General features: G+C 42.0%; 23 protein-coding genes. 14 read left to right on the forward strand and 9 right to left on the reverse strand.

Features of this window, described 5'->3' with window-relative positions; genetic code table 11:
• The 4 genes from purD to M2135_RS11160 all read right to left on the reverse strand — a co-directional run bounded on the left by purD (window position 1) and on the right by M2135_RS11160 (window position 5,714).
• Window positions 1-1,272: a phosphoribosylamine--glycine ligase gene (gene purD / locus M2135_RS11145; RefSeq protein ID WP_280748585.1), complete on the reverse strand. Its 1,272-nt coding sequence runs from the start codon at window positions 1,270-1,272 to the stop codon at window positions 1-3.
• Between the two features lie 31 nt (window positions 1,273-1,303).
• Window positions 1,304-3,490, reverse strand: a complete 2,187-nt coding sequence (locus tag M2135_RS11150; protein WP_280748586.1) for a DPP IV N-terminal domain-containing protein — start codon at window positions 3,488-3,490, stop codon at window positions 1,304-1,306.
• A complete protein-coding gene (locus M2135_RS11155) occupies window positions 3,474-4,928 on the reverse strand; it encodes a THUMP domain-containing protein (protein WP_280748587.1) in 1,455 nt (484 codons plus the stop codon). Before M2135_RS11155 ends, M2135_RS11150 begins: the two co-directional genes overlap by 17 nt.
• A 330-nt stretch (window positions 4,929-5,258) precedes the next feature.
• On the reverse strand, window positions 5,259-5,714 hold the full coding sequence (locus M2135_RS11160) for a hypothetical protein (protein WP_280748588.1): 456 nt from the start codon (window positions 5,712-5,714) through the stop codon (window positions 5,259-5,261).
• A gap of 435 nt (window positions 5,715-6,149) precedes the next feature.
• Here M2135_RS11160 and M2135_RS11165 point away from each other — a divergent pair, with 435 nt between their 5' ends.
• From M2135_RS11165 to M2135_RS11205, 9 genes are all read left to right on the forward strand, one after another.
• On the forward strand, window positions 6,150-7,127 hold the full coding sequence (locus M2135_RS11165) for a Gfo/Idh/MocA family oxidoreductase (protein ID WP_280748589.1): 978 nt from the start codon (window positions 6,150-6,152) through the stop codon (window positions 7,125-7,127).
• Between the two features lie 138 nt (window positions 7,128-7,265).
• Complete coding sequence (locus M2135_RS11170; RefSeq protein WP_280748590.1) at window positions 7,266-8,750, forward strand: TolC family protein; 1,485 nt, start codon at window positions 7,266-7,268, stop codon at window positions 8,748-8,750.
• A 48-nt stretch (window positions 8,751-8,798) separates the two neighbouring features.
• Window positions 8,799-10,169, forward strand: coding sequence for a sigma-54 dependent transcriptional regulator (locus tag M2135_RS11175; RefSeq protein WP_280748591.1), 1,371 nt, complete (start codon window positions 8,799-8,801; stop codon window positions 10,167-10,169).
• 9 nt (window positions 10,170-10,178) lie between these two features.
• A complete protein-coding gene (locus tag M2135_RS11180) occupies window positions 10,179-11,480 on the forward strand; it encodes an ATP-binding protein (protein ID WP_280748592.1) in 1,302 nt (433 codons plus the stop codon).
• A gap of 69 nt (window positions 11,481-11,549) precedes the next feature.
• A complete protein-coding gene (gene dxs, locus M2135_RS11185; protein WP_280748593.1) occupies window positions 11,550-13,457 on the forward strand; it encodes a 1-deoxy-D-xylulose-5-phosphate synthase in 1,908 nt (635 codons plus the stop codon).
• A 38-nt stretch (window positions 13,458-13,495) separates the two neighbouring features.
• Window positions 13,496-14,833: a Trk system potassium transporter TrkA gene (gene trkA / locus M2135_RS11190; protein ID WP_280748594.1), complete on the forward strand. Its 1,338-nt coding sequence runs from the start codon at window positions 13,496-13,498 to the stop codon at window positions 14,831-14,833.
• A gap of 6 nt (window positions 14,834-14,839) precedes the next feature.
• Entirely contained in the window at window positions 14,840-16,294 is a 1,455-nt protein-coding gene (locus M2135_RS11195) for a TrkH family potassium uptake protein (protein ID WP_280748595.1), read from the forward strand.
• Between the two features lie 283 nt (window positions 16,295-16,577).
• A complete protein-coding gene (locus M2135_RS11200; RefSeq protein WP_280748596.1) occupies window positions 16,578-16,886 on the forward strand; it encodes a TRL-like family protein in 309 nt (102 codons plus the stop codon).
• 76 nt (window positions 16,887-16,962) lie between these two features.
• Window positions 16,963-17,487 (forward strand): hypothetical protein, encoded by a 525-nt coding sequence (locus M2135_RS11205; RefSeq protein ID WP_280748597.1) that lies wholly within the window; start codon window positions 16,963-16,965, stop codon window positions 17,485-17,487.
• Window positions 17,488-17,514: 27 nt separating this feature from the next.
• On the opposite strand, the gene M2135_RS11210 is transcribed toward M2135_RS11205, so the two are convergent.
• The 5 genes from M2135_RS11210 to truA form a co-directional block, all read right to left on the reverse strand.
• Complete coding sequence (locus M2135_RS11210; RefSeq protein ID WP_280748598.1) at window positions 17,515-18,279, reverse strand: GDSL-type esterase/lipase family protein; 765 nt, start codon at window positions 18,277-18,279, stop codon at window positions 17,515-17,517.
• Window positions 18,280-18,291: 12 nt separating this feature from the next.
• Entirely contained in the window at window positions 18,292-18,927 is a 636-nt protein-coding gene (locus M2135_RS11215; RefSeq protein ID WP_280748599.1) for a DUF3256 family protein, read from the reverse strand.
• Window positions 18,928-18,949: 22 nt separating this feature from the next.
• Window positions 18,950-19,354, reverse strand: a complete 405-nt coding sequence (locus M2135_RS11220) for a type II toxin-antitoxin system HicB family antitoxin (protein WP_280748600.1) — start codon at window positions 19,352-19,354, stop codon at window positions 18,950-18,952.
• A gap of 168 nt (window positions 19,355-19,522) precedes the next feature.
• A complete protein-coding gene (locus tag M2135_RS11225) occupies window positions 19,523-20,419 on the reverse strand; it encodes a DMT family transporter (RefSeq protein WP_280748601.1) in 897 nt (298 codons plus the stop codon).
• A gap of 52 nt (window positions 20,420-20,471) precedes the next feature.
• Window positions 20,472-21,218 carry a tRNA pseudouridine(38-40) synthase TruA gene (truA, locus tag M2135_RS11230; protein WP_280748602.1) on the reverse strand — a complete coding sequence of 249 codons (747 nt, stop codon included), beginning with the start codon at window positions 21,216-21,218 and terminating at the stop codon, window positions 20,472-20,474.
• A 297-nt stretch (window positions 21,219-21,515) separates the two neighbouring features.
• On the opposite strand from truA, the gene M2135_RS11235 reads away from it, so the two are divergent.
• From M2135_RS11235 to gcvH, 5 genes are all read left to right on the forward strand, one after another.
• Entirely contained in the window at window positions 21,516-22,559 is a 1,044-nt protein-coding gene (locus M2135_RS11235; protein WP_280748603.1) for a sugar kinase, read from the forward strand.
• A 141-nt stretch (window positions 22,560-22,700) separates the two neighbouring features.
• On the forward strand, window positions 22,701-23,369 hold the full coding sequence (locus M2135_RS11240; protein ID WP_280748604.1) for a bifunctional 4-hydroxy-2-oxoglutarate aldolase/2-dehydro-3-deoxy-phosphogluconate aldolase: 669 nt from the start codon (window positions 22,701-22,703) through the stop codon (window positions 23,367-23,369).
• 217 nt (window positions 23,370-23,586) lie between these two features.
• Complete coding sequence (gene rpoN / locus M2135_RS11245) at window positions 23,587-25,035, forward strand: RNA polymerase factor sigma-54 (protein WP_280748605.1); 1,449 nt, start codon at window positions 23,587-23,589, stop codon at window positions 25,033-25,035.
• 13 nt (window positions 25,036-25,048) lie between these two features.
• On the forward strand, window positions 25,049-25,669 hold the full coding sequence (locus tag M2135_RS11250) for a hypothetical protein (RefSeq protein WP_348537114.1): 621 nt from the start codon (window positions 25,049-25,051) through the stop codon (window positions 25,667-25,669).
• An 11-nt stretch (window positions 25,670-25,680) separates the two neighbouring features.
• Window positions 25,681-26,061: a glycine cleavage system protein GcvH gene (gene gcvH, locus M2135_RS11255; RefSeq protein WP_280748607.1), complete on the forward strand. Its 381-nt coding sequence runs from the start codon at window positions 25,681-25,683 to the stop codon at window positions 26,059-26,061.
• Window positions 26,062-26,138 lie beyond the last annotated feature (77 nt).

The raw sequence follows: 26,138 nt of genomic DNA on the forward strand, positions 1-26,138 counted from the left end.
TTACAGGTCAAAACCGATATCGCTACGGAAATATTTTTTATCAAACCGAATGGTCTCAGCTCCGGCAAATGATTTAGCCAACGCTTCGTCTTTATCTTTACCGTATGAACTAACAGCGATTACGCGTCCTCCACTAGTAAGGATTTCTTCATTATCCGAGCGAGTACCAGCATGGAAAATGATATTTTCGGATGATAATTGATCTAATCCTGAGATTACTTTATTTTTTTCGTATTCTTCCGGATAGCCGCCGCTGACCAGCATCACTGTTACAGCCGCCCGTGGGTCTTCTGTCAGACTGCGTTTGTCCAAATCGCCTTTAGCTACGCCTTCCAATAGTTCAATCAGATCACTTTGAATGCGAAGCATCACAACCTCCGTCTCCGGATCCCCCATACGACAGTTGTATTCAATAACCAACGGTTCATTTTTTACGCTTATCAGTCCGAGAAAGATAAATCCTTTATAGTCGATGTTCTCTTTTTTCAGTCCATCGATTGTCGGACGGATGATCCGTTCTTCTACTTTCGCCATAAAAGTATCGTCGGCAAAAGGAACAGGAGATACAGCCCCCATTCCGCCGGTATTCAAACCGGTATTTCCTTCTCCGATACGTTTATAGTCTTTAGCCACAGGAAGTATTTTATAGTGTGTACCGTCTGTCATGACAAAAACAGAACATTCGATCCCATCCAGAAACTCTTCGATGACGACTGTTTTACTGGCATCGCCAAACATCCCATCGAGCATCCCTTTCAACTCTCTTTTAGCTTCGTCGAGGTGATCAATAATCAGTACCCCTTTTCCGGCGGCCAAACCATCGGCTTTCAGTACATAAGGCGCTTCCAATGTTTCCAGAAAAGCATATCCTTCTTCCAGATTTTCTACGGAAATACTCTTATACCGGGCTGTCGGAATACGATGTCGTTGCATAAAGGCCTTCGCAAAATCTTTGCTTCCTTCCAGCATAGCGCCTGTTTTGCTGGGACCAATGACCGGAATGTGACTCAACAGAGAATCGTTCTGGAAATAATCATAAATCCCTTTTACCAGCGGATCTTCCGGGCCGACCACCACCATCTCGATTTTATTTTCCAGGACAAACGTTTTTATTGCCGGAAAATCATCCGCTTTGATGGATACATTTGTTCCGGCTTGAGCCGTGCCGGCATTACCTGGTGCTATAAAAAGCCGGTCTGTTTTCGGACTTTGAGCCATTTTCCAGGCTAAAGCATGTTCACGTCCTCCTGATCCTAACAGTAATATGTTCATATGATTCTTTTATTCTAATAGATGTTTGTCTTTATTTTAAAAAGTCTTCGAAATAGCGTGTAATCTTCTCATGTAAATGAATGCGGTCTTTCCCCATCATATTGTGTTGATGTCCCGGATAGACGAAATAATCGGGATATGTATTGGCATCGATACAAGCCTTTAAGAAAGTCAGGCTATGCTGCCATACTACGACCGGGTCTACATCTCCGTGGATAAGTAATAAACGTCCTTTCAGGTTACCTGCTTTTTGTTTCAGATCAGAATTTTTATACCCTTCCGGATTGTCATCCGGATGATCCATATACCGTTCGCCATACATGATTTCATAGAATTTCCAATCGATCACCGGCCCTCCGGCAACACCTACCTTAAATACGTCGGGATGCGAAACCATCAGATTGGTAGTCATAAATCCGCCATAACTCCATCCATGGACACCGATGCGGTTGGCATCGACATAAGGCAACGATTTCAGGAATTTCACACCTTCCATCTGGTCGGCCATTTCGGTAACCCCTAACTGACGGTGAATCACTTCTTCAAAGGCTTTTCCCCGGTTACTTGTCCCTCTGTTGTCCAGTACATACACCACGTATCCCAATTGAGCCATATATATTTCCCATCCGCGTGTGCCGTAATTCCATCCTCCGGTCACATTCTGGCTATGTGGTCCTCCGTATACATAGATAACGGTCGGGTATTTTTTATCTGCTTTCATGCCGACCGGTTTAAGTAATCGATAGTGCAAATCGGTTTTACCGTCTGCTGCTTTGACTGTACCGGTGGAGATTTCAGGCATATTATACCCCTCAAATGGATTTTTAGAGACAAGTAATTGCGTGATCTCTTTGCCGTCTTTCACTCTTACGATTGCAGTTTCACGCACAACCTGTGGTGCTGTATACAGATCGATGGCATAAAGTCCAGAAGGACTGACAGTCGTATTATGTACCCCTGTTTTTAAGGTATAACAAGTGCGTTTCCCACTTTTCAGATTGATTTGCCAGGCATAGGTCTCCATAGAAGTTCCGATGTTCTTCGAACTGGCCGGATGTGGCGCTGTTGCAGTGATAAAGATATGTTCTCCTTTACGATCGAAACCTTGTACGCGCTGTACGACCCATTCTCCTGTTGTTAATTGTTTGATCAACTGCCCGGAGATATCATATAGATAAAGATGATTAAAGCCATCTCTATCGCTTTGCCAGATAAATTTTTGAGGATCATTGGGTAAAAACAAGACCGGATTACTTGCTTCGACATACGTTTTACTGGTCTCTGTGAAAAGATCAGCTTCTTTTTCTCCGGTAATGGCTGAATAACGAACCAGATGCATTTCGTTCTGATCACGATTCAATTCAGCAATATAGATGCTTTTCTCATCCGGACTCCAGGCAATATTGGTCAGGTATTTTTCCTGTGGCAATCCGGTTTTCAACCAGACTGTTTGTCCGGTGGAGATGTTGTAAACTCCGACAGTCACATGATGGCTTTTCATACCGGCCATCGGGTATTTACGTGGAACCAGTTCGGCAGTACGGGCACTTACGTTGACTAGGGGATATGTGGTCACCATTGTTTCATCCATCCGGTAAAAAGCCAATGCATTGCCTTTCGGTGACCAGTAGGTTCCTTTGCTGATCCCAAACTCATTCTGATGTACAGATTGTCCGCATACAATACCTTCATCCGATTCGTTGGTAATAGCTGTCACTTGATTCTCCGCAGATACGATCTTCAGATTGTTCTTTTCCGTAAATGCCAAATAGCCATTTTCCGGCGAATAATCGAAATGACTCCATTCGGCAGCCAATTGATAGTCGGCCGTGATACGTTTTTCTATGAAGTTATACTGAATCCGATGTCCTTTAATAGTAAAGGCAATCACTGGGATCGTCTTTTGAGGCAATGTAAAGGCAGGAAACGATTTTAACTGTTCTATCCCGGCTCCGCTTAATGCACTGTTTAATTCTTCAAGGGTGAAGATCGTTTTTTCCGCTTTACCCGGTATGGCTCCATATACTTCGTTGTTTTTTACATACATGTATTCATCTCCAAACCATTGCAGTTGACGGAGTGTTTCCGGAGTAAAATTCGTATACGTTGCTCCTCCCGGAATGAGGTCTTCCAATTTGAATTGTTTCTGTGCCATCAGATTAACCATAAATAAACAGCCTAAACAGACAACGGTTATACGTTTAATTGTTGTAGTCATTTCTCCCCCTTTTTTTTAAGATTTTTTTCCCTGATTGTTTGTAGCGATCGTTGGTGTCGTCTTTAAAATGTTTTTTTACGGAAGGTTTCCGTATCGAGCGCTCCTCTTCTTTCACATAAAAACGTTTACCGGGCAGAAAGTCTGCTTTTTCATCCTCATCCTCGGTATGTGCCGCGGCAAAACGACGTTCCGGACGATCCATCCGGTCGGTTCTGAAGTTCGGCCGTTTTTTCGGATCATCCCGTCGTGAACCTTTGGAGTCTCTATCGCTATTCTCGTTTAATGCTTTTTTATAATCTTTGTTTTTTCCTTCAAACAATTCATAACAACGATATTCACATTCCAATGAGCCGTTGATCAGTTTCATTCGTTCGCTTGGACGTAATCCGATTTTGTCGAAACATTCGTCTTTGTAGCTGATGATCCAGGCTTTATATCCGGTGAATACATGTTTCAGCCGTTCACCGATCATACTGTACAAGCTTAACAGGTCGCGCGACGAAATACGCTCCCCATAAGGCGGATTCATCACCAGAATACCCGGTTGCGGAGCCTCTTCAAACTTCTGGAAAGGCAGAACATCCAACTGTATATATTTATTCATGCCGGCATTACTGATATTTTTCCGTGCAATTTCTATTGCCGCAGGGGAAATATCATATCCGTAACATTTAAAGGCAAATTCACGCTCCCGGCTTTCATCATTATAGATCCGGTCGAAAAGTTCCTGATCGAAATCCAACCATTTTTCAAAAGCAAACTCTTTCCGGTGAATGCCCGGTGCGATATTCAGGGCGATCATTGCCGCTTCAATCAACAATGTCCCGGATCCACACATCGGATCGATGAAATTCGACTCGCCTTTCCATCCTGTTTTTAGTATCATTCCGGCGGCAAGTACTTCATTTAATGGTGCTTCTGTCTGTTCTACGCGGTAACCGCGTTTGTGAAGGCTTTCACCCGAACTGTCGATCGATAACGTACAGTCATTGTGTGAAATATGAATATTGATATAGATATCCGGATTATTCACCCTGACGGATGGTCGTTTCTGGAATTTCTCCGTGAAATAATCGACGATCGCATCTTTGGTTTTATAGGCGACGAACTTGGAATGGTTGAAATCCTCGGAATAGATCACCGAATCGATTGCAAACGTTTTATCCAAAGATAAATAGTTCTCCCAGACAATAGTCTTGACCTCCTTATAGACCGTTTCGGCATCTTTTGCCTTAAAATGGTAAATCGGTTTAAGAATACGCAAGGCTGTCCGACAATAAAAATTGGTTTTGTAAAGCAGTTCCTGATTTCCGGTAAACGAAACCATTCGGCGGCCTATCTGAAGATCATTGGCGCCCAGCTCCAATAATTCAGCGGCAAGGACGTCTTCCATGCCGTAAAGTGTTTTAGCCACCATTTCAAAATTCGCTGTGCTCATTTTGTAATTGACAATTGACAATGGAAAACGGACAGTTGATAGTCTTTGTTTGTCAGACAAGAGCTAACATGTTAGCATCCATTGTTTGGTTATTATATATTTAAATTAATTGTTCGTCTCTGTTCGTGATACCATACATGCTTGATTCCCAATACACTTGTTTTGCCAATCACCGTTCCTGTTCCATGACCGATCGAAAACCGGGATCATGAAAGATTACTTTACCAGGGAGGGGTCTTGTGGAATCATGGAGATAGATGGCATTAATATCTGTTGCCATTCAACTCAACAAGTATACTTTTATTGGACAAAAGTACATTATTATTTTCATTAATAGAGGAGTACAATTCTGAATTCTCGACGTGGAGGGGTGATATCTTCAAAATCGCTATAATGCACATAAAAGCCGATCGATCCGGGCATATAATCAAACGAATAGTACTCTGCCCAATTGTACCATTCACCCGGTTTTACTGCTTCGGAATCTGGGAAGCTGTAGTTCATAGGAATTTGTACCTCGTCGTTGGTGTTAGGATATAAAATAAAATACCCTAAAACAGCCCCGAACTCATAAATATCATCCGTTAATTGAGGGAAATCTTTATAACAGACAAAATAAGGAGCCACTCCGTCGACATACTCCCAATCCCTTTGCTCGACAGTAAATACTTTGGAGGTGACGATGCCTTGTCCGTCGAATCCATCTCTTCCCGGAGGGCCGGCTGGTCCTTCACAGGCAACCAAAGCGATCACCAAAGCCAATAAACTCAATATACTCTTTTTCATACCATCTCTTTTTATCGAGACAAATGTACATAATCTCGATGATAATCCTATCCAACAGATAAAAAAAGCGTGTTTTGTTTAAAAAGACGACTATTCGATACCCTTAATCATGTCCTGTTGTTTTTATCTCCATCGCTTATGCAAATGTTCTGCTATTCGCTTATTTTTTTTCTAACCGGATTAATCGTCTACCAATTGGTAGACGATAGTGACACAGTTGGTAGACGATAGTGACACAGTTGGTAGACGAAAGTGATCCAATTGGTAGACGATAAGGATCCAACTGGTAGACGATTAGTGTATCTGAAAAAAGAGATCGACGATTAATTATAAAAAGAATAGGTGATCTGCGTTATTGGTTTAAGCGATCTATTTATGATCTGTTTGATCGATCTGTTTGTTTTTTCTTATATTCGCTTGTCGAAAAAAACAATTATGGATACAGTAAAATGGGGAATCATCGGAGCGGGCGATGTATGTGAGAAGAAAAGCGGCCCGGCTTTTTATAAAACAGCGCATTCGGAACTGATCGCTGTTATGCGTAGAGATGAAGAAAAAGCGAAAGATTATGCCTTGCGTCACAATGTGCCCAAATATTATACCGATGTGGAACGGTTGATTCATGACCCGGATGTAAATGCGATTTATGTGGCAACACCGCCCGACTCGCATGCCGAATATGCTATAAAGGCATTGAAGGCCGGCAAGCCGGTCTATGTTGAAAAGCCGATGGCGATGAGTTATCTCGAATGTATGCAGATGATTAAAGCGTCGGAGATCAGCGGACAGAAGCTTTTTGTGGCCTATTACCGCCGGGCGTTGCCTTATTTCAGAAAGATCAAGGAGTTGTTGGATAGACAGTTGATCGGAACGCCGCTGACTGTTGATGTGAAATATTTCCGTACTCCCTCGGCAAACGATTTAGACCCTGAAAAACAGACATGGAGGGTACAACGGGCGACTGCCGGAGAAGGGTATTTCTACGATATGGCTCCGCATACATTAGATATTTTGGCTTTCCTTTTAGGGGAGATTACGGAAGCCAAAGGCTGTGCGCAGAATCTGGGACATTATTATGAGGTGAAGGATACGATTTCGGCAGTCTGGCAATTTGAATCGGGGGCAATCGGAACAGGACAGTGGTGTTTTGTGACTTCCGAAAAGTCGGAATGGGATTATGTGGTGATCACCGGCACAAAAGGGGAGATCCGTTTTAATACATTTGCCTTCAATCCGATTAAACTGATTACTCCCGATTATCTTGATGCAATTGTAGCTCGTCCTCCCGAATGTATTCAACAACCTTTGATACAAACGATCGTCGACGAATTACGTGGAGTGGGGCAGTGCCCTTCAACAGGTATCACAGGTGCGCGAACATCGAGGGTTATGGATATGATTCTGGGGGAATAAGGCTATCATTACTTTTTCAACAAAACCGAACAAACTGTCCGAAAACGAACATCCGATAGATTGTTAGTTGCCGGATAACCAGACGAATATCTTTTTGGCATAGGTTTTGCATTTTCGGATGCAAAACAATTTACCGGTATGAAAAGATATTTGATAATCGTAACTAACTTATTGATAATAACCTCTGTTCTTTATGCTCAGGAGTCTCAACATACCGTTCGGCTCACATTGAAAGAGGCGATCGTACTAGCCCAGTTGCAGTCTGTCGATGCAGCGGTTGCGTTAAACGAATTGAAAACAGCTTATTGGGAGTACCGAACACACCGGGCAGATCAGTTGCCTGAAATTTCTTTTACCGGTACATTACCAGCTTATTACCAGCAGTATAACAAACGGCAAAATGATGATGGCTCTTTCAGTTATGTACGAAATAATTCGTTGGATTTGAGCGGCGAATTATCTGTTTTACAAAATATTCCGTTGACCGGAGGGCAGATCTCCCTGAACACGTCGCTGGATTTTACCCGTCAGTTGGGACATGGAGCGTATAATGAATATATGAGTATCCCGATCGGATTGACTTTGCGGCAACCTATTTTCGGGGTAAACAATCAGAAGTGGAAACGTCGTATTGAGCCGGTCAGGTACCAGGAAGCCAAAGCGACTTATATCGAAAATGTCGAAGAAATAACAATGTCGACGATTAATCATTTTTTTAATCTGTTACTGGCTCGCGAAAACCTCTCTACCGCCCAACAAAATCTGGAAAATGCTGAAAAATTGTATGATATAGCTGTTGCTAAACGGAAGATCGGACAGATTTCGGAAAGTGAACAGATGCGCCTGAAGCAATCGGCTTTGCAGGCGAAAGGGAAATTGACGGAGGCCGAGTCGGAATTGAATACGCAGATGTTCCGATTACGTTCTTTTCTGGGTCTGAGTGAGCAGGATATGATCGAGTTGGTTATTCCCGAGTCGGCACCTGATGTCCGGATGAATTATCAAGCGGTATTGGAGAAAGCACAGGAGAATAATTCATTTTCAAAAAATATTCTTCGCCGCCAGCTGGAGGCCGACTATGAAGTTGCCAAAGCAAAAGGAAACCGCCGGAGTATCAATCTTTTTGCCAGTTTTGGGTATACCGGAACCGACTCCGTATTGCGTGGAGCCTATGATCCGTTGAAAGATAATCAGATTGTAGAGGTAGGTGTGACTATTCCTTTATTGGACTGGGGCAAACGCAAGGGAAAGGTGAAAGTGGCTGAATCGAACCGTGAAGTGGTTCTCTCAAAAACACGTCAGGAGCAGATGAATTTTAACCAGGATATATTCCTGTTGGTTGAAAAGTTTAATAACCAGGCTTCCCAATTAGTGATAGCTTCTGAGGTAGACGAACTGGCGGAGAAGCGGTATAAGACTTCCATCGAAACTTTTTTGATAGGGAAAATCGATATCCTGGATCTGAACGATGCGCAGAATTCGAAAGACAATGCCCGTCAGAAACATATTCAGGAACTGGCCTACTATTGGTTTTATTATTACAACATACGAAGTATCACGCTTTATGATTTCTTGAATGACAGCACATTGGATGCTGATTTTGAAGAGATAGTTAGAAGATGAGAGGGAAGAATATTTTTTTTGTAGTTTTGTTCTTTAATCGTATACACTATGATATTAATAATTGATGATGATGCCGCTGTTCGTTCTTCACTCTCTTTTCTGTTGAAACGTGCCGGATATAGCACGGAGGTCGCTTCGGGGCCAAAAGAGGCGTTGGAGGTTATACGTATGGCTGCGCCCCGGCTGATACTGATGGATATGAATTTTACCTTGACTACCACCGGGGAAGAGGGTATACAATTATTGAAGCAGGTAAAGATTTTCAGGCCTGATGTACCGGTTATTCTGATTACAGCTTGGGGATCGATCGCTTTGGCTGTCCAGGGGATACAAGCGGGCGCCTTTGATTTTATCACTAAGCCGTGGAATAATCTGATATTATTGAATGTCATCCGTACAGCCCTTGAACTGAGTGAACAGAAGAAAATAGAGAAGACTCCGCTTAACCGTAGTGATGCCGATCAGAAGTTTCATTTTGATAAAATTATCGGACAAAGTGCCGCATTGATGGATGTATTCGGAACGGTCTCCCGTATCGCGCCGACCAATGCACCGGTATTGATTACAGGGGAGAGTGGTACGGGAAAAGAGTTGATTGCTGAAGCTATTCACCTGAACAGTCCGCGTGTAAAGGCTCCTTTTGTGAAAGTAAACTTGGGCGGACTTTCCCAAAGTCTCTTTGAAAGTGAAATGTTCGGACATAAAAAAGGGGCTTTTACCGATGCGTATATGGATCGTACCGGACGTTTTGAGATGGCGGATAAAGGGACGATTTTTCTGGATGAGATCGGTGACCTGGAATTGTCGAGCCAGGTGAAAATGCTCAGGGTGTTGCAGGATCAGACTTTTGAGGTACTGGGAGATAGCCGTCCGCGCAAAGTAGATATCCGTGTGGTCAGTGCGACCAACTGTGATTTACGCCAGATGGTTGCTGCCCGGACATTTCGGGAAGATCTGTTTTATCGCATCAATCTGATTACGGTTCATTTGCCACCACTTCGCGAACGGCGTGAGGATATACCGTTGTTGGTCAGGTATTTTGCGGATAAACAGTCGGAAAGTAATGGACTACCCAAGGTGGAGTTTACTTCGGAGGCAATTGTTTATCTGCAACGTTTACCGTTTCCGGGCAATATCCGTGAATTGAAGAATCTGGTGGAACGAACGATGTTGGTTTCCGGAAAGAAACTATTGGATACTGACGATTTTAAGCACCAATTATCGCCTGATCAGGAGCAACATGCTTCGGCGTCATTTACGACAACGGGGTTGACGTTGGATGAAATAGAAAAACAGACAATTTTACAGGCATTAGAGACGCATCAGGGGAATCTTTCTCATGTGGCCTCTGCTTTGGGTATCAGCCGTGCTGCATTGTATCGCCGGTTGGAGAAACATGGTATTTCTACCGATAAATAACTACAGGGGATGAAGCTGAAAGGGATGTTTTGGATACTGACTGTTTTATTATTGACCGTTTTAGTTGTGCTTACGTATTATGTATTCCAAACATCATCTATCTACCTGTTTTTTATTGTAGAGGGGGTGCTTTTATTGACGATTCTCTATCTGTTTGTTTTTTACCGTCGTATTGTCAAGCCGTTATATATCATCGGAAACGGTATGGAGTTATTGAAAGAACAGGATTTTAGTTCGCGTCTGGGACGTGTTGGACAGACCGAAGCAGACCGGGTGGTTGATGTCTTTAATAAAATGATGGAGCAACTGAAGAATGAACGGTTGTATCTGCGGGAACAAAATCATTTCTTGGATCTGTTGATCAATGCCTCTCCTTTAGGGGTGATTATTATGGATCTGGATCAAAAAATACGTTCGGTCAATTCGGCCGGATGCCAGATACTCGGGGTGCGACATGTTGATTTACTTTATGGTAAGGAGTTAACCTCGTTGGAATCTCCACTGGGTCGTGAACTTATTGATACACCAATGTATGATTCCCGAACGATCCGTTTAAGTAATGCTCATATCTATAAATGTACCCATTCTTCTTTTATAGATAAAGGTTTTCATCACGATTTTTATCTGGTGGAATCGCTTACACAGGAGGTCTTTAAGGCAGAAAAGAAAGCGTATGAAAAAGTGATTCGGATGATTGCACATGAAGTGAATAATACGACGGCCGGTATTACTTCGACATTGGATACGCTTGACGAAACGTTTAAGGGGATGGAGCATATGGAAGAACTCAGTGAGGTGCTTCGGATTTCTATTGAAAGATGTTATAGTATGAGCCGGTTTATTACCAAATTTGCTGATGTGGTTCGTATACCGGAACCTGAACTCCGGCAGGTTAGTCTTAACACGGTTGTTACCTCTTGTAAACGTTTTATGGAGACAATTTGTCAAAACCGCCAGATTGAAATTATACCGGAGTTAAGTGAGGAGTCACCAACCGTTTTTTTAGATGTCTCTCTTTTTGAACAGGTGTTGGTCAATATCATAAAAAATGCTGCCGAATCTATCGACCGGGATGGAAAAATTTATGTGCGCACGACCAATCATCCCATCATGCTTGAAATAGCAGATAATGGGAAAGGCATTGACGAAGAAACCGAAACAAAATTATTCAGCCCGTTCTTTTCGACGAAACCACAAGGGCAGGGGATCGGCTTGATTTTTATCCGTGAAGTACTGCAAAAACACCATTGCTCTTTTTCTCTTCGGAGTTATGAAGATGGACTGACAAAGTTCAGGATCGTATTCGAATAAAGGAATAACGCCCATAAAACTATTTTATGTGGGGTTAATTCTGTAATTTTGCGGGCAAAGAAAAAGATCATGACTGAAAGCACAAATGAACATCTTTTGGAAAAGATTCAATCGCCGAATGATTTACGGCAATTGGCGATGGATGATTTGCCGAAGGTGTGTGAAGAGTTGCGTCAATATATAATAGATATACTCTCGGAACATCCGGGACACCTGGGCGCCAGCCTGGGAACAGTGGAACTGACGGTTGCATTGCATTATGTGTTTAATACACCCTATGACCGTATTGTCTGGGATGTGGGGCATCAGGCGTATGGACATAAAATATTGACAGGTCGCCGGGAAGCTTTTCATACGTTACGGACATTTAAAGGGATCAGTGGTTTTCCTAATCCGGCAGAGAGCGAATATGATTCCTTTATAGCAGGGCATGCTTCCAATTCGATCTCGGCGGCATTGGGTATGTCGGTTGCTTTTGATCTTCAGAAAGAAGAAAATCGTAATGTGGTGGCTGTCATCGGTGACGGTGCTATGACAGGAGGGTTGGCTTTTGAAGGGTTGAATAATGCATCGGCTAATCCGAATAACTTATTGATCATTCTCAATGATAACGATATGGCGATCGACCAGAGTGTTGGCGGGTTGAGTCAATATTTGGTGGATATCACCACAAGTCAGACCTATAATAAGGTGCGATATGATGCCTACAGAGGTTTGAAGCGGATGAAATTGATTAATGAAAACCGACGGGGGATTATTCTCCGCCTGAATAATAGCCTGAAAGCGCTGATTACCGAACAACATAATCTGTTTGAAGGATTTAGTATCCGCTATTTTGGTCCGATAGATGGACATGATGTCAACTATCTGGCTAAAGTGATGAATGATATCAAACATATGAAAGGGCCGAAGTTGTTGCATATCAAGACAAAAAAAGGAAAAGGCTTCAAACCGGCAGAAGAATCGGCTACCGAATGGCATGCGCCCGGAAGATTTAATAAAGAGACCGGTGAACGAATCGTACCGCTTAAGTTGAACGAACCTCAACTGTATCAGGATGTGTTTGGCCATACATTGGTGGAACTGGCAGAGCAAGACGAACGGATTGTAGGAGTCACTCCGGCTATGCCAACGGGAAGTTCGATGTGTTATATGATGAAAGCTTTTCCAAAACGTTCTTTTGATGTCGGTATCGCTGAAGGTCATGCGGTTACTTTTTCTGCCGGTATGGCGAAAGAGGGTATGATCCCTTTTTGTAATGTGTACTCTTCGTTTATGCAGCGTGCTTACGACATGTTGATTCATGACGTCGCTTTACAGAAACTGCATATGGTACTTTGTCTGGATCGTGCCGGTTTGGTAGGTGAGGATGGTGCGACTCATCATGGGATCTTTGATCTGGCTTATTTGCGTCCGATTCCTAATTTAGTAATTTCTTCTCCTTTAAATGAGATCGATTTGCGCAACCTGATGTATACCGGTTATAAAGTCGCCGACGGGCCATTTGTGATTCGTTATCCGCGTGGGAAAGGCGAACTCAGGGATTGGCGCAACAAAATGGAACCGCTTCCTGTTGGTAAAGGAAAGCGGTTAAGAGCGGGAACGGATATGGCTGTTTTGTCGATCGGCCCGATTGGTAATGAGGTTATTAAGGCGATAGATGTATTGGAACAGGATGGATTTTCGGTTGCTCATTATGATATGATTTACCTCAAACCGATTGATGAGGCTCTTTTACATGAAGTAGGACGTACCTATAAATATGTATTAACGGTGGAAAATGGCGTGATCAGGGGTGGATTAGGAACAGCAGTGATTGAGTTTATGGCTGATCACGGATATACCCCCGTTCTGCAACGGATCGGTGTAGGGGATGAATTTATAGAACATGGCTCCATTCCAGAATTATACCGATTATGTGAAATGGATGCGGAAGGGATTGTGCAAAAGGCAAAAAAAATGCTTAATCCGCTATGAAGCGTGAAATGAATATATCAAACCAATAATTAACGGACGTGAAAATTATTATAGCCGGTGCCGGAGAGGTGGGTACACATTTAGCTAAAATGTTGTCCCAGGAAAAAATGGATATCATTCTAATGGACCCGGATGAAGAACGGTTGACTTTTCCCAATTCGAATATGGATATCCTGCCGGTTGTCGGTGATCCGACATCACTTCGTAACCTGGAAGAGGCGGGGATTAAAAATGCGGATCTGTTTGTTAGTGTGACACCGGAAGAGGCGGTGAATGTGATGGCTTGTATGTTGGCTCATAATTTGGGGGCTAAGAAAACGCTGGCTCGAATCAATAACTACGAATACCTCTTACCCAAAAATAAAGAATTTTTTGAAACACTCGGGATTAACTCGATGATCTATCCGGAGATGTTGGCAGCTAAAGAGATCGTATCGGATATTCGTAGGCCATGGACCCGCCAGTATTGGGAACTGTTTGGTGGTGCATTGATTCTGATAGGCGTAAAGATCCGTGAGAATTCACAGTTTGTGAATATGCGGATTATGGATCTGCCCAATGAAGACAAGTATTATCATATTGTGGCAATCAAACGAAAAAATGAAACGATCATTCCTCGAGGGAGTGATCTCATAGAAGCGGATGATTTATTGTTTTTTACGACAACCAAATCGCATGTGGATGATGTTCGTGTGTTGGCCGGAAAGAAAGACCCGGAAGTCAAGAAGATATTTATTATGGGTGCCAGCCGGATCGCTATCCGGGCTTGTCAGTATCTCCCGAACAATATACGTATAAAGCTCTTTGAGACCGACAAGGAAGAAAGCCATCGTGTGGCGGAAATTGTTCCGGGTAACGTATTGGTTATTAATGGAGATGCCCGTGATACCGAACTGTTGCAACAGGAAGGAATAAAAGACGCTCAGGCTTTTATCGCTTTGACTGAGAACGCCAGTACAAATATTCTCTCATGTATTGCAGCTAAACGTTTTGGTGTTTTTAAAACCATTGCCAAAATAGAGAATCTCGATTATATCTCGTTAGCGGAAAGTATGGATATCGGGGCGGTGATTAATAAAAAACTGATAGCGGCCAGCCATATTTACAAATTCTTGTTGGATGCCGATGTCTCGAATGTGAAGATGCTGACTTTTGCAAATGCAAACGTTGCGGAACTGGTTGCCCGACCGGATTCGAAAATTACCCGAAAGCAGGTGCAAGATCTTAAATTACCAAAAGATATGACTTTAGGCGGCATGATACGTGACGGAGAACCGATGCTGGTTAAAGGGAATACACAGATTCAGGCGAACGACCATGTGGTGGTTTTCTGTCTGGACTCGGCGATGCGTCGACTGGAGGATTATTTCAATTAATCATTCATGATCAATATACGATTTATACTGAAAATGTTGGGCATGATGTTTCTGTTGGAAACATTCTTCATGCTGTTGGCGACATTGGTCGGTTTCTTGTATAAAGAAGGAGATTTTATTCCGTTATTGATCTCCAGTGGGATCATGTTTGTTGTGGGGGGACTTTTTTACCTGATCGGTTTGCATGCAGATGAACATATGGCCGGACGGCGTGAAGGGATGTTGACAGTCGCCCTGACCTGGCTGTTGTTCTCTTTATTTGGTATGCTTCCCTTTTATCTGGGAGGGTATATCGATAATGTGACAGACGCTTTTTTTGAAACGATGTCGGGTTATACAACTACCGGTGCTTCTATTCTGACGAATATCGAATCGATGCCGAAAGGCATATTGTTTTGGCGTAGCTTGACGCAATGGCAGGGAGGAATCGGTATTATTGTGTTTACTGTAGCATTGATGCCGATATTTGGAGGAGGCGCTTCTCAGCTATTTGATGCGGAGACTCCAGGCATTACGCATGATCGTTTCTTGCCCCGGGTGACTCAGGTGGCCAAACGTCTTTCCGGTGTGTATATTTTTCTGACTCTTTTGGTCGTTGTGCTTCTTTGGATAGGTCCGATGAACTTTTATGATGCACTGAATCATGGGTTGACGACTATTTCTACCGGAGGATATTCTACCCGGAACACCAGTATAGCTTATTGGGATTCGGCTTATGTCGAGTATGTCATTATGATCTTTATGTTCTTAGGTGCTACGAATATTACCCTTATATATTTTTGTTTGAAGATTCAACCGATCAAACTGATAAAAGACGAAGAATTCCGTTGGTTTCTGATGTTTGTGGTAGTGGCAACGGGGGCAACGTTGGGTTGGTTATTATATAATGGGTATACGACGGATATTGAGTACGCCTTTCGCCATGCTTGTTTTCAGGTTATTTCGTTAATAACAACCTGTGGTTTTGGAACGGCAAACTATGTTGAGTGGGGCGCTTTTTTCTGGTTGATTGCTTTATTCCTGATGTTTGTCTGTGGCTGTGCCGGTTCTACCAGCGGAGGATTGAAAGTGGGACGTTTTGTGATCTTGACGAAAAACCTTTCGAATGAATTCAAGAAACAAACGCATCCGCATGCGATCATTCCGGTGCGAATGAACAAACATGTGGTTTCGGGAGAAATCGTACATCGTGTCCTGGCTTTTGCTTTTGCCTATATAACTTTGATTGTTGTGAGTTGCCTTGTATTGGCATTAGATGGTATGTCGTTTGATGATGCGGTGAGTGTAGCCATATCTGCTATAGGGAATATCGGTCCGGCTTTAGGCTCGTTAGGACCATTTGATAATTATGCCGATGTTCCGGTCGTATCGAAATGGTTTCTATCCTTTTTAATGTTAACCGGTCGTCTGGAGATTTTTACAGTATTGACAATCCTTATTCCGGGTTTCTGGAAGCAATAAATATTCATACAGAACGGCTCAAACGGACCTGTGAGAGCGTTGCATGATGAATAAGATAACTTTCATTACATATATTTTTTGTTTTGTATGCTAATATTGACCGGCCTTACAATCCCAGCAAGACCGGTTTCAATCGATCAATTAACATAAATTAAAATAACAATATTAATTTTTTTGTAATTTTGCGGGCGCAAGTGAAAACAAATGGGTATCCTCCCTAACCGTTTAAATAACAAACTAACATTCCTTATCATGGGAGGGGGTAAGAACAATATTCAGAGTTATGAAAAAAATCTTTATGTGCATTGCTGCTGCAGCATTCTTAACTAGTTGTGGCGTAACAAAAGCACCTGTAATGGGAGCTATTTATACTGATGTTATATCAGGAACAGCTGTAACAAGCAATAAACTGGCTACAAAAGTAGGAACAGGAAAAGCTACAGGTATTTTAGGTTTGTTTGCTACTGGTGACGCAAGTTATCAAACTGCTGCTAAAAACGCAGGCATCACAAGAATTACTCATGTAGACGAACGTAATTATACTATCTTAGGTATCATTACAACTTACGAAACATTTGTTTACGGAGAATAAGATACTTTTATAATATTCTTCTATTATCGGAGTTGAACCTTTGTTCAACTCCGATAATTATTAAAAAATAGAATCAATGCGACTTTCTCTCTTATCCTGTTTCATTTTATGTTTGGCTTTTAACGGTTGGGCTCAAAAGGTGAACCGTGACTATTCTTTTTATCCTCAGGAAAACGGGAATGTCTACTTTATTCATCCTCAAAAGGGGTATAAGAGTGATCAAAAAGAAGCAACCAAAGGCCTTACCTACGATATCACTTATTTATCCGGGCGCGATTCGGCTTCATATACGTTTACATATTATTTACAGGATGTATTACAGATAAACGCTGTTATTCTTTTAGACCATAACGGTAAAGAAGTGTATAAAGGAGAGCCGGAGATCTATTATGTACAGCCTAAAAGGAATTATTGGCAACACCGGGCAAAGGTAGAAATACCATATGATCTGTTGGAACAAATCTACCAGGAGGAATCTCCGTATAACCTTATATTACAAGGAAATAATAAGACTGTTCGTTATACATTGAATCCTAAAAAGTGGGCAAAACAATCGACTCTAATTTCCCGTATTTTTCAAGTCGTTAAGTACAATCAATAAACCGGGAGATAGAAAAATACTTTCGTTTTATCGTTTTTCTATAATCCTGTAAATCGCTTTTCCCCAGAATTCTCCAAGCCGTGCAGCACCGGTAAGGTTCGGATGAAGATAAAAAACACCAGCATTCCCATCTTCCGGGACAAATACCGTATCATAATTCTCTTTAAAGAATTCGAAGGCTTCCGTATCACCAATAAACACATTTTTAGGCTTTCTTTCAGCTAAAAGATGCAATTGCGGAAAATAAGATTTTAACCGCTCCAGTCCTTCTTTCAGATACATGGAATTGTTGTAGGTATTAGGACTATACCATATCGGATAATGTAAAATAATTTTACTCTTCGGGTATAGGTTGAGCAATTCGTCAATAATCACTTGCAGATTCGTATAATACTGTTCCGATGAGACCGGAGCACCATAGGGTCCTTTGATGGCGCTGTCATTCGTTCCCAACATAATGGAAAAGAGCAATAAGGCATTGGAATCCTCTTTAAACTGATCGGCTGCAGCCTTTACCTTGGCAAAATAACTGTTTTGTGCAGGTAAAAAATCTACCGTAGTCTTGCCACTTACCCCCTGATTGGAATACCTGACATTTCCGACTAACGGCATTTGTTCCAGGAACAGACTGGCTTTGACCGGTGGTGCATTCAATTCAGGTTGATCAATCAGAACACCTTGTGAAATACTGTTGCCTATATACACAATATTCAAATTCATTTCCTGTGCAGAAGAGCAAAAAATGTTTTGTAAACCTACAAGCAACAAAAAGAAAAGAACTCTCTTTTTCATCAGATCATTGTTTTATTGAAACTGCGATCTTTCCCAGGTATACACCTTAGGAGTATCTTTGATAAATGGGGTTATTTTATCACGTTCCTCCCGGCTGAGGTAAAGGGGAGTGGTATAAGTTGCAGTCAAGGTCAGATTCTCAGGACTTAACTGATATTTAATCAGATCCATATCCAGCCGTGAGATCGCATAGTCGTATTCATCTTCACTTCGTTGTGCGTTCTTTTGGATGAACCAGGTTGTATTGACAGGTGTTAATAGAGTCTCTGCTTCAAGCGGTTGCCATTCTGTGGTGAAAAAAGAGATACGACTGTCCGCTGCAGGCCCTTCTATAGTTGTTGTCATACAAATGATATAGGTATTATTGACGAGCGGCAATAATTTCATTTCAATGGTGGTCCGTTCGGTAGACCGAAGTCTGAGGTAATCAGCCGTTAATTCTTCCAGTACAGAATAACCGGTCATCGTGTTTTGTAAACGGGCTTCCTTATCCGAGGAATTATAAAGATCTATAAGGTCTCTTCGCCAAGCACTTTCCAGTTGAGGGATATAGCGGTCGGGCATATTGGTAAAAACGGAGGCCATATCCTGTGCATTTATGGCACTCAGGAAAAAACAGCCGATGATAGTGAATATAAATCGCATCATATTTTTCTCATTTTTTGTACGTTTAAAAACGTAATTGGGCTTGAAGTAATTTTTCTCCAAACAGTTGAATGCTGTTTAATATCTTTTCTGAAGTTTCTTTGCTTGGATTTCTGTAGCCATTCGCATATGACCATAGTTGTTTTTGATTAATCCCTGTAATCTCTTTCATTCCGGCAAATGAGATGTACTTAGAATAATACTTCAGAAATCCGGAAGTATCGAAAGTAAAATCAATTTCATAATCTGCTTTCAACACAGCAGGTATATTCTCATTTTCTTCGATATAAAGATTTAATCCCTCCAAAAGATTTTGTTTTGTTTCTTCGATCGTTTCGCCAGCACCATAGGCTCCGGGCACTTCTTCAATCCATGCTCCAAATTGATCTTTGCCACCAGTAATAACGGCTTTTAGTTTTTTTATTTTCATATCATATTATTTTTTTTTTAAAAAGGACTTATTTAAGTCTCATCTCTTTTTGTAATCTAAGTCGAAGTCCTTCAGGTATTCTTCAATAGTCGCTTTGGTTATACCACAAATGTAAGAAATATTTCTAACAGATAAAAGATGTTTTAATAAATATTGTTTGTAAAAGTATTATTTTGTTCCTAAATAGAGGAATATCATCCCGATCAATACCAGCAGCAGATCTACAGCTTTGCTCTTTAAGTTCTTTTCATGGAAAAAGAACGCGCCGGCGGTGAATGTGACCAATACATTGCTCCGGCGGATCATGGCGATAATGGCAATCATCGAATCCGGGAAGCTAAGGGCATAAAAATAAATCCAGTCGGCCGCCACCAGAAAAACGGATATAAGAAGGATATTCCATTTCCAGACAAACGGAGTACTTGCTTTCCTTCGGGGATACCAGAGGAGTAACAAGATAAAAGTCATTATAATACATTGATACACATTGAACCATACCTGTACGGTCATCACATCCATGCTTTTCATCAGATGTTTATCGTATAGACCGCTTAAAGCCCCGAAAATAACCGACATGATCGTGAAAAAGATCCATTTGTTGTGCGAAAAATGGATGCCTTCTTTTCTGCCGGAAGAAGAGAGCAGATAGAAAGAGGCTATGGCCAATAAAACACCTATCCATTGTAACAGATTTAATCGTTCTCCGAAAATAAGTAATGCGCCGATCAAAGTCAGTACCGGTTGAGTCGCTTTAATCGGCCCGGTGATCGTTATAGGCAGGTGTTTGATTCCGAAATACCCGAAGAGCCAGGATAACAAAACGATTATAGCCTTGACCATTACCGCCAGATGCTCCTGCAAAGAGGCTTTCGGTACAAAAAAGAGTGTTTCGTCTAATACGGAGGTATAAAACGAGAGACCTATAAACGGAATAAACAGTAGACTGCTGAAAAGTGTATTGAAAAACAGAACCGGAATAACTGCGTTTCCGGTCAGCGATATCTTCTTGTTGATATCATAACAGCCTAAAAGAAAGGCGGAGGCAAAAGCTAAAACAACCCACATAATTCAATGGACAATGGATAATTGACAATGGATAATGAAGAGCATTTTTTCATTATAAGTGTATATAGTCGTATGTGATATCTACTAAAAACAAAGCTTGTCCCGGCACGGAGGTTCCGGCTTGGCCACGGTCTTTCGATTCGATGACTCGACGAAAGCCGTCTAATGACAGTTTTCCTCGTCCGACTTCGAGTAGTGTGCCGACAATGGCACGTACCATGTTGCGCAAAAAACGATCAGCCCGGATGGTAAACACCCAGACATCATCTTCCTGAGTCCATTGGGCATGCATGATCCGGCAGTTGTTGGTCTTTACGTCGGTATGGAGTTTGCTGAAACTGGTAAAATCAATGTATTCAAACAAGATTTTACACGCCTCATTCATGGCTTCAATATCCAATGAACCGTGTATTTTGTACACAAAATCAGTATTGAACGGGTTCTTTTGTCGGGTGATGTAATAGTTGTAGGTGCGCGATGTGGCATCAAAACGGGCATGCGCATCCGGAGCAACAGGAATGATTTGATGAATGGCAATATCTTTGGGCAGGAGACGATTGAGTTTCTCTGCCAGGAAAGAGAGCTCATCAAATTCCTCTTCCCAGTCGAAATGGGCAACCATCATCCGGGCATGCACACCACTGTCTGTACGTCCGGCACCTACAATCGGCACAGGTTTGCGCAGTAGAGTGGCCAATGCTGTCTCGATACACCCTTGTACCGTAGCGCCATTAGGTTGTATCTGCCACCCACAGTAATTTTTTCCGTTATATCCTAAATAGATGAAATATCTTGCCACAGAAACAATATTTAGACGGTTTCACATCTTTGAATATGCAAAGGTACGAGAAATATAGCCAATAGCTTGTTTAATCCGATGAGATCTTTATCCTCAAACATGCAAAAGAAGAATTCATTCGACAATTGTCAAATGATCGTTTCACAATTGTGGAATGATCATTTGATAATTATAGAACGATCGTTCTACAGTTATCGAATGAATTCTTATTGCAGATCGTTCGGGAAAACGAACAGGATACAGTTGTTTTCACTTCGAAATAAGTATATTTGCACGCTACTAACTTAATTTACTGTCATGGAGAAGAAAATCGTAACGTTTGGAGAGATTATGTTGCGCTTGGCAACGCCTGATTACCTACGCTTTAACCAGTCCCCACAATTTAATGCTACCTTTGGAGGAGGTGAAGCCAATGTGGCTGTGTCTTTAGCCAATTATGGATTAAAAGCAGAGTTTGTTACCCGCCTTCCGAAGAACGATATAGCGAAGTCTTGTGTAATGGATTTGCGCAAATACAATGTCGGAACAGATCATATTGTCTATGGGGGCGACCGTCTGGGGATTTACTTTCTGGAAACAGGCGCTGTGGCGCGTGCCAGTAAGGTGGTCTATGACCGGGCACATTCGGCTATCGCGGAGATCCAGCCGGGTATGATCAATTGGGAAAACGTGTTTGAAGGAGTGACCTGGTTTCACTGGACAGGAATTACCCCGGCCATTTCACAAGGGGCGGCTGATGTTTGTCTGGAGGCGGTGAAGATGGCCAATAAGCTGGGTATAACGGTGAGTTGTGACCTGAATTACCGGAAGAACCTTTGGAAATATGGAAAAACAGCCTCTGAAGTGATGCCGGCTTTGGTGGAGTGTTGTGATATTGTGTTGGGAAATGAGGAAGATTGCGAGAAGGTGTTCGCTATTAAGCCGGAAGGTTTTGATGTGACGGCTACGCATGGTGAGGTGAACGCAGCGGAGTTTGAATCGGTATGTGTACAGATGCAGAAACGTTTCCCACGGGCGAAGAAGGTCATTATTACCTTGCGGGGTGCAATTAATGCCAACCATAACACATGGGGTGGAGTGCTTTATTCTGAAGGAAAGCTGTATCAGTCAAAGCGTTATGATATGACCCATATTGTAGACCGTGTCGGAGGTGGCGATTCGTTTATGGGTGGTTTGATCTACGGATTGATTACTTATCCGGCGGATGACCAGAAAGCGTTGGAGTTTGCCGTTGCGGCATCTTGTTTGAAGCATACAATCTATGGCGACTTTAACCAAGTCACTGTCGATGAGGTCGAAAAGCTGATGGCAGGAGATGCTTCGGGGAGAGTTTCGAGATGAATATAGATAGAATGATTAATGTTTAATGATGAATGATTAATTGGAACAGCACTAAGCTCTTATGTCTTTGAACTGGGATTAATTAAATATCATTATTTTTTTCATTAATCATTAATAATTAACAATTAATCATTAAAAAACGTGGCTAAGTTTAATAAAATAAAGACGTTGTCGGTCATGCAGTCCACCGGAATGGTTCCGGTGTTTTATCATGCGGATATAGAGACTGCTCAGAAGGTGCTTAAGGCCTGTTATGAGGGAGGAGTCAGAGTTTTTGAATTTACAAACCGGGGCGATTTTGCTCAGGAGGTGTTTGGTGCGTTGGTAAAGTATGCAGCCAAAGAGTGCCCTGAGATGATTCTGGGGATCGGATCGATTGTCGATCCGGCAACGGCCGCGATGTATATTCAGTTGGGGGCGAATTTTGTGGTAGGTCCCTGTTTTAACCCGGAGATATCGAAGGTTTGTAACCGGCGGTTGATCCCTTATATTCCGGGATGTGGATCGGTTTCAGAAATTGGGAATGCCCAGGAGGCAGGAAGTGATGTATGTAAAGTCTTCCCGGCCGGAAATGTGGGAGGACCTTCTTTTGTAAAAAACGTGAAGGCGCCGATGCCTTGGTCGATGTTGATGGTCACCGGCGGGGTAGAGCCTACGAAAGAAAATCTGACAGCTTGGTTTAAAGCAGGGGTCACTTGCGTAGGTATGGGTTCAAACCTGTTTCCTGCCGAAATGATTAAGAATCAGGAGTGGGGGAAAATCACTTCATTATGCCAAGAGGCTTTTACTATAATTGAAAGTGTACGATAAAAAAGAATGTTTTAGGGAGTTGCTTGAAAAAGGCTTGTATTCATGAAGCGTTTCAGGTACTCCCTCGAACGGTTGGTGAAAGGGTTTTCTTGTGATTCTTTTACAACTATTACGTGATGAATCTCGATGCGGTTTGTGATAAACGTTTATATTTGCATATTCTAGAATAGTCAGGATTGTCGACGCGTTTCTGCAATCTTTTTAAGAATATCGATTTATGTTGAAACAGCAATTACAACAGAAATTACAACAAAAGCTCTCTCCGCAACAGATTCAATTAATCCGGTTGTTGGAACTGCCTGCAATAGAACTGGAAGAACGCATAAAACATGAATTGGAAGAAAATCCGGCTTTGGAAGAAGGGGGTGAACCGCTTGATGAGTTTGAAGCGATAGAAGGTGAGGGGGATGAGGGTCTAACTGCTGATAGCCAGGAGATAGATCTGGGTGATTACCTGACAGAAGACGATATCCCGGATTATAAACTCAAAGAGTTCAGCGAACGGGGTGAACGTAAGGAGGATATCCCTTTTTCGGTAAGTGAGTCGTTGAATGAGTATCTGCTCGAACAGTTGGGATTGCGAGAATTGCCTGATAAACAGATGAAAATAGCCGAATATATTATCGGAAATATTGACGATGACGGTTATTTGAGACGGGATTTATCATCTATAGCAGATGATCTGATTTTCCAAGCCGGACAGGATGTCGATGAGGATGAAATCGAAAAAATATTATGTGTTGTTCAGGATTTTGAACCCTCGGGAGTCGGTGCACGTGATTTGAGAGAATGTTTGCTTTTACAACTCAATAAAAAAGAGCAAACAGAAACAATTCTTTTGGCAGTATCTATTTTAAAAAACTATTATGGTGAATTTGTACGTAAACATTACGACAAGATACAACGTGGTTTAGGGATTGATGAAGTCACACTCAAACAGGTCATTCATGAAATAACCGTGTTGAATCCCAAGCCTGGAACAGGGTGGGGGTCGCCGCTTGAACTGGCCATGAGTATTGTGGTACCCGATTTTATTGTGGAAGCACATAATGGAGAATTAACCTTGAGTATGAACAACCGCGATATTCCCGATATGCATATCAACCGTGAATATGCAGAGATGTTTAAAGATTACTCGTCGAATAAAGCGAACCAGACCTCCGAAATGCGTGAGGCCGTACAGTTTGTCAAACAGAAACTGGATTCGGCTCAATGGTTTATAGATGCAATCAGACAACGTCAGGAGACGTTACAACGTACCATGGAAACGATCATTCTGTTGCAGCATGATTTTTTTCTGACTGGTGATGAGGCGACACTTCGTCCGATGATCCTTAAAGATGTCGCAGAACGTGCAGGATATGATATTTCGACCATTTCCCGGGTGAGTAACAGTAAATATGTGCAGACAAACTTTGGGGTTTATCCGTTGAAATATTTTTTCTCGGAATCGATGCAAACAGACAGTGGCGAAGAGATCTCAACCCGCGAAGTGAAAAAAATCATGAAAGAACATATTGACGGAGAAGATAAACGTAAACCGCTTACAGATGAAGAGCTAACAGCTATTCTGAAACAAAAAGGGTATGTGATTGCCCGACGGACAGTTGCCAAATACCGGGAACAATTGGATATTCCGGTTGCTCGTCTGAGAAAAGAAATATAATTTTGTAGGCATGATGAAAACGTTTGCCAACATCGTCTCTTTTTTATTCCATCCGTTGCTGATGGTTACTTATGGAGTTCTATTAGCGATGATGTTTACCTATCTGTCCATTTATCCGGATAAAGCAAAACTACTGATTATAGTAGGCGCACTGTTGGTGACTTGCATTATTCCTGCATTATTTATTTTATTGATTATTCGAACTGGAGGCGCTTCCGATATCGAGTTGACAGATCGAAGGGAGCGAGTGCTTCCCTATCTGGTTATTATCGCTTCGATATTGCTCTATACCTATTATATGTATAGAATGATGATGCCAAACTGGCTGTTGTTGATATTGATAGGAGGCATTATCGCCCTACTCATCGCGTTATGTGTCAATTTTGTATGGAAGATTAGTGCACATAGTATAGGGATCGGCGGCCTGATGGGCGGAGTGATGGGGGTGTGCCGGATCCATCTGATGAATCCTTTCTGGGCCTTTATGTTGCTGTTTCTTATTGCCGGATTGGTTTGTTCTTCTCGGATCTATTTAAAACGGCATACGCCAATGCAAACATACGCAGGTTTTGGTTTAGGATTTATATGTACCTTTACTGCGTCATTAATTAGCTATATCTATTTATTCATTTAAAAACTCATATTATGAATTTTCCAGCTGAATTGAAGTACACAAAGGATCATGAATGGATCCGGATTGAAGGGAATGAAGCTTATATCGGTATTACAGATTATGCGCAAAGTGAATTGGGAGAAATTGTGTTTGTGGATATAAACACAGAAGGTGAGACCGTGGCCAAAGAAGAAGTTTTTGGAACGATAGAAGCTGTTAAAACTGTTTCCGATCTGTTTATGCCTGTTAGTGGCGAAGTGGTTGAAGTAAATGCTGATCTGGAAGATAAGCCTGAATTGGTGAATGAAGACGCTTATGGAAAAGGGTGGCTGATTAAAATTGCGATGAAAGATCCGGCAGAGACGGCTGATCTTTTATCGGCAGACGATTATCAAAAGCTGATTGCGAAATAAGTCTATATATTTCGGCGATAAAAAAGCACATAAGGTCAGGCGGATAAACGAATTATTTCTGCCTGACTCTTTTGATT

It is taken from the genome of Parabacteroides sp. PF5-9 (assembly GCF_029893105.1).
In the GTDB taxonomy this organism is placed as follows: Bacteria; Bacteroidota; Bacteroidia; order Bacteroidales; family Tannerellaceae; genus JARXWG01.